Genomic DNA, 17447 nt, shown 5'->3' with positions numbered 1-17447 from the left:
TGCGGATCGTGGCTTCCCCCTGATGTTTGGAGATCGATGATGAGGAAATCACTTCTTGCGCTGGCCGCCACACTCTTGCTCGCCGGGAGCATCAGTGCAGCCTCCGCCGCCGACAAGCTGAAGGTCGGCTTCATCTATCTGGGCCCGATCGGAGACTTGGGGTGGACCTATCAGCACGATCTCGGGCGCCAGGCTCTGGTCAAGGAATTGGGCGACAAGATCGAGACCACCTATCTCGAGAACGTGCCCGAAGGCCCCGACGCCGAACGCGCCATCGAGCAGCTCGTCCGCGCCGGCAACAAGCTGATCTTCACGACGTCGTTCGGCTACATGGATCCGACGCTGAAGGTCGCCAAGAAATATCCGAATGTGCATTTCGAGCACGCGACCGGATACAAGCGCAACCCAAACATGTCGACCTATTCGGCCAGATGGTATCAGGGCCGCTACATTCAAGGCCTGATCGCGGCCAAGATGTCGAAGTCCGGCGTGCTCGGCTACATCGGCTCGTTCCCGATTCCGGAGGTCGTCTCCGGCATCAACGCGACGATGCTGGCGGCACAGACCATCAACCCGAACATCAAGGTCAAGATCATCTGGGCCAACACCTGGTTCGATCCGGGCAAGGAGGCCGACGCCGCCAAGGCTTTGATCGACCAGGGCGCCGACGTGATCATGCAGCATACGGATTCGCCCGCGGCGATGCAGATCGCCAGCGAACGCGGCAAGCTCGCCTTCGGCCAGGATTCCGAGATGATCAAGTTCGGGCCGAAGACCCAGCTGACCTCGATCCTGGACACCTGGGGCCCCTACTACATCGAGCGCGTCAAGGCCGAGCTCGCCGGCACCTGGAAGTCCGAGGACAGCTGGGGCGGCCTCGACAGCCACATGTTCGCGATGGCGCCCTATACCAACATGCCCGACGAGGTGAAGAAAATGGCGGAGGATGCCCAGGCCGCGATCACCGCAGGCAAGCTGCATCCGTTCAAATGCCCGATTGTTGGGCAGGACGGCAAGCCGGTGGAGTGCAAGGGCGGTGATCACCTCGATGACAGCCAGATCCTCGGCATGAATTTCTACGTCAAGGGCATCGACGACAGGCTGCCGGGCAAGTAGCACGCTTCTTGCTTTGCCCAGATCACCTGCTCCTCCCGGAGGAGGTTCGGAGGGGGTGGCCAGAAGCACCCGGCACTTGTGGTCGCCCCCTCTTTCAATTTCTGCCTTATCCCGACTGCATGGCCCGCGCCGCGGAACTGTGGCGACGGATGAGATCGGCGACATCGAGACCCGGAATCGCACCGTCGGTCACGACCCATTGTCCGGCTACCATCACGCGATCGGCCCGATGCGCTCCGCACAGAACCAGCGCGGCCAAGGGATCGCCATGGCCGGAGAAGCGCAGCTCGTCCAGCTTGAACAGCGCGAGATCAGCCGCCTTGCCGATGGCGATCTCGCCGAGTTCCGGCCGGCCGACGCAGGCCGCCGAGCCCTTGGTGGCCCAGCGCAACGCGTCCTTGTGGCTGACTTTCGTGACGCCATAGCGGGCCCGTTGCAGCAGGAACGCAGCCCGCACCTCCTGCATCAGGTTCGATCCGTCGTTCGAGGCCGAGCCGTCCACGCCGAGCCCAATGCCGACGCCGGCCTCTTCCATCTCGCAGACCGGACAGCGGCCTGACGCCAGCAACTGGTTGCTGCATGCGCAATGGCTGATGGTCGTCCTGGCCTTGCCGAGCCGCTTGATCTCGTCGGCGTTGAAGAAAATCCCGTGAGCAAGCCAGGTTCGCGCAGAGAGCCAACCGCATTGTTCGAGATAGTCGAGCGGGCGGCAGCCATACATCTGCTCGCAAAACTTGTTCTCGTCCTCGGTCTCGGCGAGATGGGTATGCAGACGCACATCGAGCTTGCCGGCGAGATCGGCGGTCGCGCGCATCAGCGACGTCGTCACCGAGAACGGCGAGCACGGCGCCAGCGCGATCTGCACCATTGCATCCGGACCGCGCTGGTGATGTTTTGCCACCACGCGCGCGCTGTCGGCGAGGATCGTGTCCTCGTCCTGCACCACGCTGTCGGGCGGCAGGCCGCCGTCGCGCTGCGACAGGTTCATCGAGCCGCGCGTCAGCAGCACGCGCACACCGAGCCGCTTTGCGACGCCGACCTCGATGTCGACGGCGCCCTCGAGTCCTGCCGGGAAAACGTAATGATGATCGGTCGTGGTGGTGCAGCCCGACAGTAGCAGCTCGGACATCGCCACGGTGACGCCGAGCTCGAGCGCGTCAGGCGTCAGCTTGGCCCAGACCGGATAAAGTGCCTGGAGCCAGGGGAACAGCTCGCGGTCCATCGCCGCCGGCAGCGCCCGCGTCAGCGTCTGGTAGAAGTGATGATGGGTGTTGATCAGACCCGGCAGCACGACGTGCTCGGCCGCATCGAACACCGCGACATCGGCGGTCGCAGGCGTGCCGCCGGCCGGCACCAGCTCGACAATCCGGCCGTCCGTCACCACAATCCCGCGCTCGGCACCGTCGGCGAGGATCGCCAGGGGATCCCTGATCCAAATCGGCCTTGTGTCGTCCATGATTCCGCTTCTCCTCACATTCGTTGACGACGGGACCGCAAGGCGGAGGCGGGTCCGATCGCGGATTTGCTGCGACCTGCCGTTGCGACTTCTTGTTGCGACTTGGCTCCGGTCTTGCAAGACTTTCCGTCGGACGATTCACCCGACGCTAGCGTGGGCGCAGCCATGGACTTGAATACCATCACAGCGGTCGCCCATCCGCAAACGCGCGCACAGCTGCCGGTCTGGACGGCTGGGGATGCTTGGCTGGCAGGCGGCACCTGGCTGTTCTCGGAGCCGCAGACTCATCTGACACGACTGATCGATCTCACCGATCTGAAATGGCCGGCGCTGACGGTCACAGAGAACCATCTCAGCATCGCCGCGACCTGCACCATCGCGCAGCTCGATGGTCTCGCCTGCCCGCCTGACTGGCGCGCAGCGCCGCTGATCGGCCAGTGCTGCCGGGCCTTCTTGGCCTCGTTCAAGATCTGGAAGACCGCGACCATCGGCGGCAATCTCTGCATGTCGTTGCCGGCAGGGCCGATGATCTCGCTCGCCTCCGCGCTCGACGGCGTCTGCACCATCTGGAAGGCCGGTGGCGGCGAGCAGAAGATTCCGGTGATCGACTTCGTCACCGGCAACCAGCGCAATCGCCTGACGCCGGGCGACCTGCTACGCCAGATCGATATTCCGGTTGCCGCGTTGAAACGCCGCACGGCGTTTCGTCAGATCTCGCTGGCACCGGTCGGCCGCTCGGCGGCGCTCCTGATCGGCAGCCGCGATACCGATGGCGTGCTGACGCTCACGGTTACCGCATCGACGGTGCGGCCGATCCAGTTGTCCTTTCGCGGCGCTCCGGATGCGAGTGCGTTGCATGCAGCGATCGCGCAGCAGATCACGGACGATCTGTATCACACCGACATCCACGGCCAGCCGCTCTGGCGCAAACACATGACATTGCGGCTCGCCGAGGAGATTCGCCGCGAGCTCCTGGGAGCAACGTCGTGAGCTTCGAGATCAACGGCAAGACGTTCGCGCAGGAGCCGCGCGCCGGTCAATGCCTGCGCACGTTCCTGCGCGAGCTTGGCCATTTCGGCGTGAAAAAGGGTTGCGACGCCGGCGATTGCGGCGCCTGCACCGTGCTGCTTGACGGCGAGCCGGTGCATAGCTGCCTGATCCCGGCGTTCCGGGCCGAGGGACGCCCCGTGACCACGATCGAAGGCCTCGCCGGAGACCGCGGCACGCATCCGATGCAGCAGGCCTTCCTTGACGCGCAGGGTTTCCAATGCGGCTTCTGCACCGCCGGGATGATCCTGACCTGCGCCTCGCTGAACCAGGCCCAGCGCACCGATCTCGGCGCAGCGCTGAAGGGCAATATCTGCCGTTGCACCGGCTACCGCTCGATCGAGGATGCATTGCTCGGCAAGACCAACGTCGAGACAGGCGTCGAGGCAGGCGCCGCCTTCGGCCGCAGCCTGCCGGCGCCCGCCGGCCCCGACATCGTGCGTGGCATCGCGCGCTACACCTTCGACACCGCGATCGACGGCCTGCTTCACGTCAAGCTGGCGCGATCGCCTCATGCCCACGCCAGGATCGCCGCGATCGACAAGTCGCAAGCGCTGCAAGTTCCCGGCGTGCACGCGGTGCTGACGCACGAGGATGCACCATCGGTCCTGATCTCGACTGCGCGGCACGAGATGGACTGGATGGACCCGGAGGACACCCGCATTCTCGACGACGTCGTCCGCTTCATCGGCCAGCGCGTTGCCGCAATCGTCGCCGAGAGCGAGGCCGCCGCCGAGGAGGCCTGCCGCCGGCTGAAGGTCGATTACGAGATTCTGCCGGCGCTGATCGATCCCGAGCAGGCGATGGCGCCGGGCGCGCCCGTCATTCATCCCGATCGAACCACCGCGAACCGCATCGCCGATCCCCAGTGCAACCTCGCGGCGGAAACGCATGGCGAATTCGGCAATGTCGCCTCGGCGCTCGCCGCGTCCGCCGTCACATACGAGGCCACCTTCCACAGTCATCGCGTGCAGCATGCCGCGCTGGAGACCCATGGCGGCCTCGCCTGGCTCGATGAGTCCGGGGTGCTCAACGTCCGCAGCTCGACGCAGGTGCCGTTCCTGACCCGCCGCGCGCTCTCGAATATCTTCCAGCTTCCCATGGACAAGGTCCGCGTGTTCTGCGAGCGCGTCGGCGGCGGTTTTGGCGGCAAGCAGGAGATGTTCGTCGAGGACATTCTGGCGCTCGCTGCGCTGAAGACCGGACGCGCTGTGAAACTGGAGCTCACCCGCGAGGAGCAGTTCATCGCGACCTCGACGCGGCACCCGATGCGGGTCCACATCAAGGCCGGCGCCGACGCCGACGGCAAGCTCACCGCGCTCCAGCTCGACCTACTCTCCAACACCGGCGCTTACGGCAATCACGCCGGTCCCGTGATGTTCCACGCCCTGGCGGAGACCATTGCCGTCTACAACTGCCCGAACAAGCGGGTCGATGGCTTTGCGGTCTATACCAATACGGTGCCGGCGGGGGCGTTTCGCGGTTACGGCCTGCCACAGGCGCTCATCGCCGTCGAAGCCGCAATTGACGAGCTGGCGAAGCAACTCGGCATCAGCGCCTACGAGATGCGCCGGCGCAACATCGTCAGACCCGGCGATCCCATGCTGTCGCCGCCACCGTCCGAATATCACGACGTCGTCTACGGCTCCTACGGGCTCGACCAGTGTCTCGACCTCGTCGAGCGCGCCATGCATGCCGATGGTCCCCAGCCGGACCTGTCGCCGGAATGGTTGATCGGCGACGGCGTCGCGCTGACCATGATTCACACCGTGCCGCCGGCCGGACATATCGCCGACGCCATGATCGTGCTCAACGAGCACGGCGGCTTCGAGCTCACCGTCGGCACCGCCGAGTTCGGCAACGGCACCAGCACCGTGCACCGGCAGATCGCCGCGACCACACTTGCGACCACCGTCGACAGGATCCACCTGCGCCAGTCCGACACAGCCCATGGCGGCCATGACACCGGCGCCTATGGCAGTGCGGGCACCTTCGTCGCCGGCAAGGCGACCCATGCGGCTTCCATGCAACTCGCGACCGAGCTGAAGGCGGCCGCCGCCGGCGCGTGGCTCTGTGACGTCGGGACCTGTGTGCTCGAGGACAATGCAGTCGTCAGCGGCGTACGGCGCATGTCCTTTGTTGAGCTGGCGAAGCTCGGCGGCGAACGCGGACGACCGTTCGTCGGCAGCGGCAATTCCGGCGGCACGCCGCGCTCGGTCGGCTTCAACGTGCAGGGTTTTCGCGTCGGCGTGAACCGGGGCACCGGCGAGCTCAGGATTCTCAGGAGCGTGCACGCCGCCGACGCAGGCGTCGTCGCCAATCCGATGCAGTGCCGCGGCCAGGTCGAAGGCGGCGTCGCCCAAGCGCTCGGCGCCGCGCTCTACGAGGAGATGGTGATCGATGCTGAGGGGCGCGTGATCAACCCGAAATTCCGCGACTACCACCTGCCCTCTTTCGCCGACGTGCCGCGCACCGAGGTGTTCTTCGCCGAGACGACCGACACCATCGGTCCGTTGGGAGCGAAGTCGATGAGCGAGAGTCCGTACAATCCGGTCGCTGCCGCGCTCGGAAACGCCATTGCCGATGCCACCGGCATCCGCTTCACCGCACCGCCGTTCAAGCCGGACCGGCTGTTTCCGGCGCTGCTCGAGAAGTTCGGCGGCTAGCTACCGCGATAGGTCGAATAGCTCCACGGCGTGACCAGCAGCGGCACGTGATAGTGGCCTTCCGGCTCGCTGATCGCGAAGCGCAGCGGGATGTCGTCGAGGAACGGCGGGTCGGTGAGCTGCACGTTGCGCTCGGCATAGTATCCGGCAGTGCTGAATCTGAGTTCGTAACGGCCGATCGGCAGCGGCCGTCCGCCGATCAGCGGCTGGTCGGTGCGGCCGTCCGCATTGGTGACCGCGCGCGCGATGATTCGGTTCTCGCCGAGCGCGGAGAGTTCGACAAGCTCCACGGGGATGCCCGCCGCGGGCCTGCCGATCTGATTGTCCAGCACATGGGTCGACAGCCGGCCATGCACCTTCAACTCGTCGTCGGCAATGACGAGCTGATCGAGCCGCAGCGCGGAGATCCGACCGATCTCCTCGATCGCCCGCCGTGTCTCGGTCTTGGCGATATTGCGCAACCGGACCTCGAAATCGCGCAGCACGGAATCCCGGGTGTGCCGGCGCACGCAGACGATATAGGGGAAGCCGAACTTGGCGCGATAGGCGTTGTTGACGCGCTCGAACGCGGCGTATTCGGCATCCGACAGCCGATCGAGGCCGGCGCTGTTCTGCTCATTGGTCGATTCCGCCGTGAGCCCTGCCGCGCGCCGGGTCTTGCTGGCGAGATCGGGATGCGCCCGGATCAGCGCGAGCTGCACATCGGGGTCGGCGCCTTGAATCACCGCCATCAGCGCCGTGTGCAACTGGTTAATGCCGGCGAACGGCCGCTTGTCGGCGAGCTGCTCGGCGATCCACGGCGAGTATTCGACGACGTTGGCAAGCGCGGCGACGAAATCGGCCTTGGCAGCGCCATTGAGATCGGAGAGGGAAATCTGCGACATCGTCAACCGATCTCAAATGCGTCGGCGGCAAGATCCGCGTGCCTGGCGTGCCAGTGTTGCGCGATCTGCAATCGCGTCGGCACCCAGACTCGCTCGTGCTTGCCGATATAGTCGAGGAAGCGGATCAGGCCAGCAGCGCGGCCGGGCCGACCGGCGAGGCGGCAATGCAGACCGACCGACATCATCTTGGGCGCGGTCTCGCCTTCGGCATAGAGCACGTCGAAAGCGTCCTTGAGGTAAGTGAAGAACTGCTCGCCTTCTGCAAACCCCTGCGGGTTGATGAAGCGCATGTCGTTGGCATCCAGCGTGTAGGGAATGACGAGCTGCTTGCCATTCGCGCCCTTGATCCAATAGGGTAGATCGTCGGCATAGGAATCGCAGAGATAGAGGAAGCCGCCCTCCTCCATCAGCAGACGGTTGGTGTTGATCGAGGAGCGTCCGGTGTACCAGCCGAGCGGCCGCGCGCCGGTGGCTTCGGTATGGACGCGGATCGCCTCCGCGATCTCGGCGCGCTCCTGCGCTTCGGTCATGTCCTTGTGCTCGATCCATTTCAGGCTGTGACTGGCGATGTCCCAGCCCGCCTCGTTCATCGCCGCGACGATCTCGGGGTTGCGCTTGAGCGCGGTGGCGACGCCGAACACCGTGGTCGGCCAGTTGCGTTCGCCGAACATCCGCCACAGCCGCCAGAACCCGGCGCGCGAGCCGTATTCGAACATCGATTCGATATTGGCGTGGCGCTGGCCGGGCCACGGCTGCGCGCCGAGCACGTCGGACAGGAACGCTTCCGAGGCGCGGTCGCCGTGCAGGATGTTGTTCTCGCCGCCTTCCTCGAAATTGACGACGAACTGCACCGCGATCCGCGCATCGCCGGGCCATTGCGGGTGCGGCGGATTGCGGCCGTAACCGCGGAGATCGCGCGGGTAGCTCTTATCGGTCACTCAGGCTTCCTCGAAACGGATCGGCAGGGCGCCCTTCCACAGCACGCTCCTGCCCAGCGCCGCCAGATTCTCCAGGCCGGAGGTCAGCGTGATGAAATGGTTGCCGGCGAGCTGGCCCATCTTGCTCGCGAAATGCACGCTGCCATAGGCCAGCAGGATCTCGGTCTCGCTGATGCCGCCGGGATAGAGAATGATCTGGCCGGGCGCGGGATAGCTGGTGTGGTTCTCATAGCCGACGCCGAAATCGAGATCGCCGAGCGGCATCCACACGCCTTCGCCGCTCCAGCGCACATGGATGATGTGGCTTTCGAACGGCAGCGCCTTGCGAAAGGCGGCGACGGTCTTGGGTGCCAGCTGCTCCTCGAAGCGGGCATCGAAGGTGAAATCGCCGGCGCGGATAACGAGCTTGCTCATCTCATCTCTCGGGATCGGGTCCGGTGGCCCCGGACAACGCTCAAGCAAAGAGCACTCCCGACGACTTCGCGCAAGTGGCGCGCCGCATCACACGTCATGGAGTACCAGCTTGCGGTCTGCGGTACGCCCCGATCGGGGCAGAAGGATCGGGACGTCCGGCCGCGGCCTTCGCCGCCATCTTGGCTCGCGCGTCGCCTGGAAACTCAATGGGTCCCATTGAACCGGATTGCCGCAGGCAAGTCCATCGGCGCGGGCGGGCATGATTGCCGAATAATTGGCCGGCATGGGCCGGGCGGCTCCGCGAGGGACGGCAGGCGCGCAAAGACAGAGAGCTAGCTGCATCACCCCCTCGTGTCCCGGCTCTGCGGCGCACCGCTGAAGAAGCGCTGCGCTGCGTCCGGGGCACGAGAGTTGAGTCTGGCGCAGGTTCTTTCCAGGTGCCGGCCCAATCCGGGACGGGGCCATCCAGGCTACAGAAGCACCGGCGCATCAAAAAAGGGCGGCACAAAGCACCGCCCTCTTTGTGCAACCCAATCCGGGCAGCGCCGAAAACGATCGCTCGATACGATCCCTAATAGCCCGGATCGTAATAGTAAGGGCTGCCGCCGCCGTAATAGCCGTGACCGCCATAATAACCGGTACCGCCGTAGTAAGGACGCGGGCCGTAGTAATAGCGGTTCTCGTAATACTCGCGGCGCCGGCTCTCGGCGATCGCACCACCGATCATCCCCGCCGCGAGGCCCATGAAGGCGAGACCGGCAGCGTTGGGCCCGCGTCGATAGTAATGGCGACGCCGGGCTGAGCTGAAATCAGTGACGTCGGACGAGCCCTGCCCTGCCGTGACAGGCTTCGTGGACAGCGCCTCAGCCGCCCCTGCGGACGCCGCAGCAGAGGGCGATGCGGAGGTTGCGACCATTGCCAGGCTGGCGAACGCGGCCAGTAGCGTCTTGCGGCCGGCAGAAATCATCGGTCTGGCAGTCATTTTGACCTCCTATGTCCTTGCGCAAACGTAGAATATGCAAACCACGTTAAACGCGCAAACCACTGAAATGGTTTCCTAATCGCGGCAATCCGCCACGTTTTGAACGATTGTAAACGAACGGCCGAAGCCCAGCATGCACCCTCCAACCTGAGCGGATCATGAACAGCCGCTGCGTTTTGCGGTCACCGCCGGGCACCTGGGCGCTGTCCTCGCCGGTCGCCTTTCCAACGCTGCTCGTGGTGCTGCCGTGGTGCGGCGGATCGTGACCTGCCTCGTTGCAGCCCCATCCCGCCTATAGGCGCGCTTACGACAACGCGCCCAGCACGCCGCGCGTGGCCTTGTCGATCTCCTCGACATAGCGGCGGCGGGCGAAGCTCTCGGTGAGGAAGCCGACCACCTTGCGGCTGTCGGTGGAGTCGACCACCGCCAGCATCTCGGCCTCGGCCTCGTCGAACACCGCCATGGCCGATTTCACGTTCATTTCCGGGATCAGCACGATGTCGATCAGGCGGGCGAGCTCGACCACCTGGATGTCGTCGGCGATGCTGTCGAGATCATTGGAGAACAAGTCGGGCAGCATGACCAACCCGACATATTCGTCCGCATTGTTGACGATCACGATTCCGGGCCGCGAGCCCAGCGCGAACTCGCGACGAACCGCGGCGATCGTCGTGGTCGAGGGCACCTTGCCGACGTCGGAGCGCATCAGGCGCTCGACGGTGAGATTGCGCAGCCAGCCGACGTCGTTGGCGCTGCGGATGGTCTCGCCGCGCAGATGCAGGCGCCAGGTCGAGAAGGAGTGGCCGAACATGAAGCGGACGCAGATCGAGGTGACGATGCAGCCGGCCAGCACCACGGCGGTGACGTCGACATTGCGGGTCATCTCCAGCACCAGGAACGACATGGTGAGCGGGCCGCCGACGACGGCGACACCGAGCGTCGCCATGCCCGTCAGCATCGCGACCAGCGGATCGATCGCGAAGTTCGGGCTGATCAGGAGCAGCACCGCGGCAAAGAACTTGCCGATCAGGCTGCCGACGAAAAGCGATGCGAAGAACAGACCGCCGCGGAAGCCCGAGGCGAGCGAGATCAGGCAGGCCGTCACCTTCAAGGCGATGACCAGCGCGATCAGGCCGATCGTCATCTCGTGAAACAGATCGAGCACCATGGCACCGTGGCCGGCTGCCAGCACCTGCGGCGTGATGATCGCAAAGCCGCCGACGATGAGGCCGCCGATCACCGGACGCAGCCAGACCGGCATCCAGGCGAACAGGCGCTCGAACATCGGCGAGGAGCGCATCACGGCGATGCCGACGCCGCTGGTGATGAGCGCAAGCCCGATCAGTGCCAGATATTGCTCGACGCCGACGGCGCTTACCTTGGGTATCTCCAGCGAATACGGCGCGCCGCCGAGCCATTGCGCGGTCAACGCGCCGGCCAGCGAGGCTGCCAGGATCGGCGCTGCGCTGCTGACCGAATAGACTCCGACGATCAACTCGCAGGCATAGAAGGCGCCGGTGATCGGCGCGCCGAACGCCGCCGCGATCGCCGCGGCAGCGCCGCAACCGACCATCAGGCGCAGATCGTTGCGGCGCAGATTGAAGAACTTGCCCAACAGCGAGGCGATCCCCGAACCGATCTGGGTATAGCCCGCCTCGAGGCCGACCGAGGCGCCGCAGCCATTGGAGATCAGCGTCTGGCTCGACACCACCATGCTGTCGCGCATCGACAGATTGCCGCCGCGCAGTGCGTTCGCCTCGATCGGGTCGACCGCATTCGAGATCTTCATGCGCCGCCGCGACCATTCCATGATGCCGAGCGACAGGCCGCCGAGCGCAGGCGCGATCAGCGCCGCCCACGGGCTGACGCTCTCGTGAGCCGACAGGTGAACATCAATGGGAATGCCGTAGATCACCACATGCGCGATCTGGGCAATCTGGGCCATCAGCGTCACGACCGAGCCCGCGAGCGTGCCGATCACCAGCGCAAGCGGGATCAGGTAGAACTCGTTGCTGCGCAAGAGGGCGCGCAGCCGAACCATGGTCCGGTTCGTTCCCTTGCGATCGACGAGATGCCTGATCCGCACGAACACTTTCTGCCTGCCCTACCCTTCCGGCAGGCCGTAGCCGGCCATGCGCTGGCGGACCCGCTCGATCTCGGCGCTGTGGAGCAGCGGCGGTTGTCCGATCTGGAGGCAGCCGTGATATTGCCGCGCCAGCGTCTCGACCTCGACGGCGAGCCACATCGCCTTGTCCAGCGTCTTGCCGACCGCGATCATGCCGTGATGGTCGAGCAGACAGGCAAGCCGGCCCTCCAGCGCCCGCACCGCATGTTCGGACGATTCCGCGGTTCCGAACGTCGGCGTGACCAGCAGCCCGTCCACATGCCGGACAGAAATGTTGCCTGAGGTGCCCTGGTTGATGCCGAGCGCATTCATGCGCCGGCAAGCGTCGATGATGGCCTGTCGCTTGGCGAGCTCGTCCGTTGTCATCGACATCCCGATTTCCCGACGATGGTCTTGTTAGACCGGAAGTACGTCAAAGCAACATGGCAGTGCAAGCGAAAGCGGCCCGGATCGGGTGCCAAAACCACGAAACGGACGGCAAAATCAATGGATTCACCTGTTATCGCAGCCCTATGACAGGCCGGCCCGGACGGCCGCGATCCCGTTGATCACGAACTGCACCGAATAGGCCGCGAGCAGCATGCCGAGGACGCGCGAAAGCACGGCATTTCCGGTGCGTCCGAGAGTGCGCGCGATCAGGTGAGCGGAGACGAAGCACAGCATGCAGAGCAGGCAGACCGAGAGGACGGCGGCGATGATGATCGCGAGCCTCGCCCCATAGCCGGCATCGCCCGAAAGCAGCAGCGTGGTCGCGATGGCACCGGGGCCGGCCATCATGGAGATGGCCAGGGGAAACACCGCGACATCGGAGGCGTGCTCCGAGGTCGCTCGGTCGGCCTCGCGGGCTCGCGGTGCGGACGATCGCCGAAGATCATCTGATAGGACACGCCGAACAGCAGCAGCCCGCCGGCGATCTGGAAGGCTGGAACGCCGATCCCAAGCTGGCGCAGCAGCCAGTTTCCGAGCAGCGCGATCATTACCAAAATCGAGGCCGCGATCAGCGGCGCGCGCAGCGCGATCGTTCGCTTGATCGTGTCGGGCAGCCCGGCTGTGGCCGCCAGAAAAGCCGGAACGAGGCCGACAGGATCGACCACCAGCAGCAGCGTCACGAAGGCTGACAGGGCGAAGTCGATCATGTCCCGGTGGGCTCCCTGGACGCTGGAACGATGGCGGGCGGTCTGACTTAGCCCGGCAGGACCGTTTTGCAAAATCACTGGAGACGATCGATGAGCGACAGTGGAATCGGAATGCTGCTCGGCCAGCTCTCTGCCAACCTGCTCTGGCTCTGGTTCATCGGCGCGTTCGTGCTCGGCGCGGCCCTCGTCTATGGCGTGATGAAGGCCGGCCACCTCAGGCGCAGCGAGCGGGCACAGCTCGATCGCAACACCGAGGCGCGGCAGCGCCAGGAAGATCCGTATAAGCGCCCGACCTGAGCGTTGACCGGTTGCAGATTGGAACTTTCGTTGCTGAAGCGGCTTTGATCGCCTGAGGATTGAGGAGGGCGAGGCCTTCCTGTGTCACCTCGTGAGGAGGACCTATGGCTAAGCAAGCAAAGAAGCGCACGACCAAGAAGACCGCGGCGCGCCGACCGCGACAGGCACCGAAGATGCTCAGCGACCTGTTTCTGGAGACGCTGAAGGACATCTATTTCGCCGAGAACAAGATCATCAAGACCTTGCCCAAGATGGCGAAGGCAGCGCGGTCGAAGGAGCTGGCCGCCGCCTTCAACAAGCACCTGCGCGAGACCCAGGGTCAGGTCAAGCGGCTGGACCAGATCTTCAAGATGCTGGGCAAGCCTGCACGCGGCAAGCCCTGCGAGGCCATCAACGGCATCACCGACGAGGGCGCCGAGATCATGAAGGACTTCAAGGGCGCACCGGCGCTCGATGCTGGACTGCTCGCGGCCGCCCAGGCGGTCGAGCACTACGAGATCTCCCGCTACGGCACCTTGCGGACCTGGGCCGAGGAGCTCGGCATGCAGGACGCGGCAAGGCTGCTTCAGGCGACGCTGGACGAAGAAGAGGCGACCGATCACGCGCTGACGGAGCTCGCGACGTCCGTGATCAACCTCGAAGCGGAGCAAGAGTACCGCGCCGCGGCCTGACCCGCGCCGCTGCCGATGACGGAACGCCGCGGCCCATGCCGCGGCGTTTGTTTTGGATCGCACGACAGCGCATGGCACGTCGGCGCCGGCGCACTGGATTTTCCGGGAACCGGCCCCATATGCAGGCTTTCCCACCCCTGAGCCTTCCACATGCAACCCAAAAATCCCCTCGACTGGATGCTGTCCGAAGCCCTGGACTCGCTGACCCGCGCCGACCGGCTGCGCCAGCAGTTCGGCCGCCAGGAAGCCTGCTGGGAGCCGCCGATCGACGTGCTGGAAACCGAGCACGAGCTCCTGATCCTGGTGGCGCTTCCGGGCGTCAATCCGGACAATGTCGAGACGGTCATCCATGACGGCGTGCTCGTCATCTCCGGCCAGCGCACCCTCCCGCCGGAGCTCCGCAACGCCCGCATCCATCGGCTCGAGCTGCCGCAGGGGCGTTTTGAGCGCCGCATTGCATTGCCCGTCGGCCGCTACGCCATCAGCCGCTTCGTGATGGACGGCTGCGTCGCACTGCGCCTCGCCAAATCCTGAGGTCGATCATGGCCACCGAACAGATGAACAACGAACAGACCAATAACGACGTGAAGATCCCCGACGACGCGCTGATCATCATCCCCGTGCGCGAGATGGTGCTGTTCCCCGGCGCCATCGCGCCGATCACCATCGGCCGGGCGAAGTCCATCGCCGCCGCCCAGCAGGCGCTGCGCGAGCAGCGGCCCGTCGGCATCGTCCTGCAACGCAGCCCCGAGACCGATGCGCCGGGGCCGGACGACCTGTACCGGGTCGCGACCATCGCCAACATCGTGCGCTATATCACCGCGCCCGACGGCAGCCACCACATCGTCTGCCAGGGCGTGCAGCGTGCACGCCTCCTCGACTTCCTGCCGGGGACGCCGTTTCCCGTTGCGCGCTTCCAGCAGATCCCCGAGCCGACCACGACCTCGCCCGAGATCGAGGCGCGCGCCTTGAACCTGCAGCGCCAGGCCATCGAGGCCATCGAGCTGCTGCCGCAGGCGCCGCCCGAGCTGGCCGCGATGTTCCAGGGCACCAGTGCGCCCGGCGCGCTGGCGGACCTGGCGACCTCGTTCATGGACATCAAGCCGCAGGACAAGCAGGAGGTGCTGGAGACCATCGACCTCGTTTTGCGCGTCGAGAAGGTGTCCAAGCACTTGGCCGAGCGGTTGGAGGTGCTGCGCATCTCCAACGAAATCGGCCAGAAGACCAAGGCCTCCTTCGACGAGCGGCAGCGCGAGGCGATCCTGCGCGAGCAGATGGCGACCATCCAGCGCCAGCTCGGTGAAGGCGACGGCAAGGCCGCCGAGGTCGCCGAGCTGACGGCTGCCATCGCCAAGGCCAATATGCCGCCCGAGGCCGACGCACACGCCAAGAAGGAGCTGCGCCGCTACGAGCGCATGCCGGAGGCCGCCGGCGAAGCCGGCATGGTCCGCACCTATCTGGACTGGCTGATCGAGCTGCCCTGGGCGCTGCCTGCGGAGAAGCCGATCGACATCAAGGAGGCGCGAGCCATCCTCGACGCCGACCATTTCGGCCTGGAGAAGATCAAGAGCCGGATCATCGAATATCTGGCGGTCCGCAAGCTCGCCCCGCAGGGCAAGGCGCCGATCCTGTGCTTCGTCGGTCCGCCCGGCGTCGGCAAGACCTCGCTTGGCCAATCCATCGCCCGCGCGATGGACCGTCCCTTCGTCCGCGTCAGCTTAGGCGGCGTGCACGACGAGGCCGAGATCCGCGGCCACCGGCGCACCTATATCGGCGCGCTGCCGGGCAACATCATCCAGGGCATCAAGAAGGCCGGCGCGCGGAACTGCGTCATGATGCTGGACGAGATCGACAAGATGGGCCGCGGCGTGCAGGGCGATCCCTCGGCCGCCATGCTGGAAGTGCTCGACCCCGAGCAGAACGGGACGTTCCGGGACAATTACCTCGGCGTGCCGTTCGACCTGTCGCGCGTGGTGTTCATCGCGACCGCCAATATGCTGGACCAGATCCCGGGGCCGCTGCTGGACCGCATGGAGCTGATCAGCCTCGCCGGTTACACCGAGGACGAGAAGCTCGAGATCGCGCGGCGCTATCTGGTGCGGCGGCAGCTGGAGGCCAACGGCCTCTCGGCCGAGCAGGCCGAGATCGAGCCGGAGGCGCTGAAGCTGGTGGTCAAGGGCTACACCCGCGAGGCCGGCGTGCGTAACCTCGAGCGCGAGATCGGCAAGCTGTTCCGGCATGCTGCGGTGCAGGTCGCCGAGGGTACGGCTGCCAAGGTCGTGATAGCGGCGAAGGACATCGTCACCGTGCTCGGCCAGCCGCGCTTCGAAGGCGAGATCGCCCAGCGCACCAGCATTCCGGGCGTGGCCACGGGCCTTGCCTGGACGCCGGTCGGCGGCGACATCCTGTTCATCGAGGCATCAAAGGTGCCCGGCAAGGGCGGCATGATCCTGACCGGTCAGCTCGGCGACGTCATGCGCGAGAGCGTGCAGGCTGCGATGACGCTGGTGAAGAGCCGCGCCTCGCAGCTCGGCATCGATCCGCAAGCCTTCGAGAAGAGCGACATCCACGTGCACGTGCCCGCGGGAGCAACCCCGAAAGACGGGCCCAGCGCGGGCGTTGCGATGTTCACGGCGCTAACGTCCCTGCTCACCAACCGCACCGTGCGCAGCGACACCGCCATGACCGGCGAGATCTCGCTGCGCGGCCTGGTGCTGCCGGTCGGCGGCATCAAGGAGAAGGTGGTCGCAGCCGCGGCCGCCGGCCTGAAGCGGGTGATGCTGCCGGCGCGCAACAAGCGGGACTATGACGACATCCCGAAGAGCGCGCGGGACAACCTCGAATTCATCTGGCTGGAGCGTGTCGACGAAGCCATCGCCGCGGCGCTCGAACCGGTCGAGGCCCAAGTCAATGCGAAGGTCAACGCGAAAGTCGAAGCGGCGGAGTAACGCGATGAAGAAACTGCTGGAGAAAGCGAAGGGATCGCGGAAGACGCAGCGGCTGCGCCAAATGCTCGATCGCGCGATCGACCGGCTTCGCGATGCGCTGGCGGCGCCCGGGCGGCAGCTTCAACCCGTTCCGGTCAGGGTGAAGCGCCGCAAGGGTTGAGCCCTCCGTCTCAAGTCCTCGCGGCTGCCCCAAACAAAAGGCCCCCTTACCCAAGGGGGCCTTGCGTCGCTAGCCCACGGCGTCCTTGGCCGCCTTGACCGGGCGGGCGCGGACGATCTTCCGGGCCGGCTTGGCCTTGAACATCATCTCTTCACCCGTGAACGGGTTGGTGCCCTTGCGCGCCTTGGTCGCGGGCTTCTTGATGACCACGAACTTGGCGAAGCCCGGCACCAGGAACAGGCCGTTCTTCTTGAGCTCCTTGTGGCCGACGTCGGTCAGCGTCTCCATGACGTTCTTGACGTCGCGCTTGGAAAGCTCTGTGGCGGTCGCAATCTTTTCGATCAACTGCGATTTGGACATTTGGGTTGCCATCGTGTCTCCTCTGATTCGTGACGGCTGCATATTAGACCAACCGGCGAAGGCCTATAGCCTTCTGCACAGTTTTGTCGCGATTTTACGGGCTTTTTTGGCCCTCTGTGGCAAAAAGCCCTGCTTTTTAGCTACTTCCGGAGCGGGAGAAGCCTCAGGCAGCGGATTTTGCCTTGTTTCAAAGGCCCGCACGACATCTTGCTAGAACTGATTCGCCGCCTTCGACAAGCGACGACCG

Annotated in this window: 16 protein-coding genes and 1 pseudogene; 8 read left to right on the top strand and 9 right to left on the bottom strand. The window is 65.3% G+C overall.

Annotation, left to right across the window (positions count from 1 at the left end):
- Positions 1 to 39 precede the first annotated feature (39 nt).
- Entirely contained in the window at positions 40 to 1116 is a 1077-nt protein-coding gene (locus D6B98_RS04030) for a BMP family ABC transporter substrate-binding protein (protein ID WP_164718364.1), read from the top strand.
- Between the two features lie 106 nt (positions 1117 to 1222).
- Here the strand turns inward: D6B98_RS04030 and D6B98_RS04025 are convergent, their stop codons facing one another.
- Positions 1223 to 2572, bottom strand: coding sequence for an 8-oxoguanine deaminase (locus D6B98_RS04025; RefSeq protein WP_164718363.1), 1350 nt, complete (start codon positions 2570 to 2572; stop codon positions 1223 to 1225).
- A 165-nt stretch (positions 2573 to 2737) separates the two neighbouring features.
- Between D6B98_RS04025 and D6B98_RS04020 the strand changes: the two genes are divergently transcribed.
- Positions 2738 to 3562, top strand: a complete 825-nt coding sequence (locus D6B98_RS04020; RefSeq protein WP_126255611.1) for an FAD binding domain-containing protein — start codon at positions 2738 to 2740, stop codon at positions 3560 to 3562.
- Positions 3559 to 6285 carry a molybdopterin-dependent oxidoreductase gene (locus tag D6B98_RS04015; protein ID WP_126255610.1) on the top strand — a complete coding sequence of 909 codons (2727 nt, stop codon included), beginning with the start codon at positions 3559 to 3561 and terminating at the stop codon, positions 6283 to 6285. The genes D6B98_RS04020 and D6B98_RS04015 overlap by 4 nt, the downstream gene beginning before the upstream one ends.
- Here D6B98_RS04015 and uraD read toward each other — a convergent pair.
- From uraD to D6B98_RS03975, 7 genes and pseudogenes are all read right to left on the bottom strand, one after another.
- Entirely contained in the window at positions 6282 to 7169 is an 888-nt protein-coding gene (gene uraD, locus D6B98_RS04010) for a 2-oxo-4-hydroxy-4-carboxy-5-ureidoimidazoline decarboxylase (RefSeq protein ID WP_126255609.1), read from the bottom strand. The two genes, D6B98_RS04015 and uraD, sit on opposite strands and share 4 nt — an antisense overlap.
- 2 nt (positions 7170 to 7171) lie before the next feature.
- The gene (gene puuE / locus D6B98_RS04005) at positions 7172 to 8107 is read right to left on the bottom strand and encodes an allantoinase PuuE (protein ID WP_126255608.1); all 936 of its coding nucleotides are present in this window, start codon (positions 8105 to 8107) and stop codon (positions 7172 to 7174) included.
- The gene (locus tag D6B98_RS04000; protein WP_126255607.1) at positions 8108 to 8521 is read right to left on the bottom strand and encodes a DUF3830 family protein; all 414 of its coding nucleotides are present in this window, start codon (positions 8519 to 8521) and stop codon (positions 8108 to 8110) included.
- Positions 8522 to 9092: 571 nt separating this feature from the next.
- Positions 9093 to 9503, bottom strand: coding sequence for a hypothetical protein (locus D6B98_RS03995; protein ID WP_126255606.1), 411 nt, complete (start codon positions 9501 to 9503; stop codon positions 9093 to 9095).
- A 304-nt stretch (positions 9504 to 9807) separates the two neighbouring features.
- Positions 9808 to 11595: a chloride channel protein gene (locus D6B98_RS03985; RefSeq protein ID WP_126255605.1), complete on the bottom strand. Its 1788-nt coding sequence runs from the start codon at positions 11593 to 11595 to the stop codon at positions 9808 to 9810.
- A 12-nt stretch (positions 11596 to 11607) separates the two neighbouring features.
- Positions 11608 to 12000, bottom strand: coding sequence for a class II aldolase/adducin family protein (locus D6B98_RS03980; protein WP_205680444.1), 393 nt, complete (start codon positions 11998 to 12000; stop codon positions 11608 to 11610).
- A gap of 138 nt (positions 12001 to 12138) precedes the next feature.
- Positions 12139 to 12764, bottom strand: a pseudogene (locus D6B98_RS03975) (MarC family protein).
- Positions 12765 to 12854: 90 nt separating this feature from the next.
- Between D6B98_RS03975 and D6B98_RS03970 the strand changes: the two are divergent.
- The 5 genes from D6B98_RS03970 to D6B98_RS39675 all read left to right on the top strand — a co-directional run bounded on the left by D6B98_RS03970 (position 12855) and on the right by D6B98_RS39675 (position 16840).
- A complete protein-coding gene (locus tag D6B98_RS03970; RefSeq protein WP_126255604.1) occupies positions 12855 to 13061 on the top strand; it encodes a hypothetical protein in 207 nt (68 codons plus the stop codon).
- A 104-nt stretch (positions 13062 to 13165) separates the two neighbouring features.
- Complete coding sequence (locus D6B98_RS03965; RefSeq protein ID WP_126255603.1) at positions 13166 to 13732, top strand: YciE/YciF ferroxidase family protein; 567 nt, start codon at positions 13166 to 13168, stop codon at positions 13730 to 13732.
- 150 nt (positions 13733 to 13882) lie between these two features.
- A complete protein-coding gene (locus D6B98_RS03960; RefSeq protein WP_126255602.1) occupies positions 13883 to 14266 on the top strand; it encodes an Hsp20/alpha crystallin family protein in 384 nt (127 codons plus the stop codon).
- A gap of 8 nt (positions 14267 to 14274) precedes the next feature.
- Positions 14275 to 16680 carry an endopeptidase La gene (lon, locus tag D6B98_RS03955; protein ID WP_126255601.1) on the top strand — a complete coding sequence of 802 codons (2406 nt, stop codon included), beginning with the start codon at positions 14275 to 14277 and terminating at the stop codon, positions 16678 to 16680.
- A 4-nt stretch (positions 16681 to 16684) separates the two neighbouring features.
- On the top strand, positions 16685 to 16840 hold the full coding sequence (locus D6B98_RS39675; RefSeq protein WP_164718362.1) for a hypothetical protein: 156 nt from the start codon (positions 16685 to 16687) through the stop codon (positions 16838 to 16840).
- A 69-nt stretch (positions 16841 to 16909) separates the two neighbouring features.
- Here the strand turns inward: D6B98_RS39675 and D6B98_RS03950 are convergent, their stop codons facing one another.
- Positions 16910 to 17212 (bottom strand): HU family DNA-binding protein, encoded by a 303-nt coding sequence (locus D6B98_RS03950; RefSeq protein ID WP_025037698.1) that lies wholly within the window; start codon positions 17210 to 17212, stop codon positions 16910 to 16912.
- Positions 17213 to 17447: the final 235 nt, after the last annotated feature.

The sequence above is a fragment of the Bradyrhizobium sp. LVM 105 genome (assembly GCF_003957705.1).
GTDB lineage: Bacteria > Pseudomonadota > Alphaproteobacteria > Rhizobiales > Xanthobacteraceae > Bradyrhizobium > Bradyrhizobium frederickii.
This window is presented reverse-complemented; position numbering and strand designations above follow the sequence as displayed.

What these genes read in the sequence shown, in the direction of transcription:
- D6B98_RS04030 (WP_164718364.1), top strand. Translation starts at nt 40, where the DNA reads ATGAGGAAATCACTTCTTGCGCTGGCCGCCACACTCTTGCTCGCCGGG.
- D6B98_RS04025 (WP_164718363.1), bottom strand. Translation starts at nt 2,572, where the DNA reads ATGGACGACACAAGGCCGATTTGGATCAGGGATCCCCTGGCGATCCTC.
- D6B98_RS04020 (WP_126255611.1), top strand. Translation starts at nt 2,738, where the DNA reads ATGGACTTGAATACCATCACAGCGGTCGCCCATCCGCAAACGCGCGCA.
- uraD (WP_126255609.1), bottom strand. Translation starts at nt 7,169, where the DNA reads ATGTCGCAGATTTCCCTCTCCGATCTCAATGGCGCTGCCAAGGCCGAT.
- D6B98_RS04000 (WP_126255607.1), bottom strand. Translation starts at nt 8,521, where the DNA reads ATGAGCAAGCTCGTTATCCGCGCCGGCGATTTCACCTTCGATGCCCGC.
- D6B98_RS03995 (WP_126255606.1), bottom strand. Translation starts at nt 9,503, where the DNA reads ATGACTGCCAGACCGATGATTTCTGCCGGCCGCAAGACGCTACTGGCC.
- D6B98_RS03980 (WP_205680444.1), bottom strand. Translation starts at nt 12,000, where the DNA reads ATGTCGATGACAACGGACGAGCTCGCCAAGCGACAGGCCATCATCGAC.
- D6B98_RS03970 (WP_126255604.1), top strand. Translation starts at nt 12,855, where the DNA reads ATGAGCGACAGTGGAATCGGAATGCTGCTCGGCCAGCTCTCTGCCAAC.
- D6B98_RS03965 (WP_126255603.1), top strand. Translation starts at nt 13,166, where the DNA reads ATGGCTAAGCAAGCAAAGAAGCGCACGACCAAGAAGACCGCGGCGCGC.
- D6B98_RS03960 (WP_126255602.1), top strand. Translation starts at nt 13,883, where the DNA reads ATGCAACCCAAAAATCCCCTCGACTGGATGCTGTCCGAAGCCCTGGAC.
- lon (WP_126255601.1), top strand. Translation starts at nt 14,275, where the DNA reads ATGGCCACCGAACAGATGAACAACGAACAGACCAATAACGACGTGAAG.
- D6B98_RS39675 (WP_164718362.1), top strand. Translation starts at nt 16,685, where the DNA reads ATGAAGAAACTGCTGGAGAAAGCGAAGGGATCGCGGAAGACGCAGCGG.
- D6B98_RS03950 (WP_025037698.1), bottom strand. Translation starts at nt 17,212, where the DNA reads ATGGCAACCCAAATGTCCAAATCGCAGTTGATCGAAAAGATTGCGACC.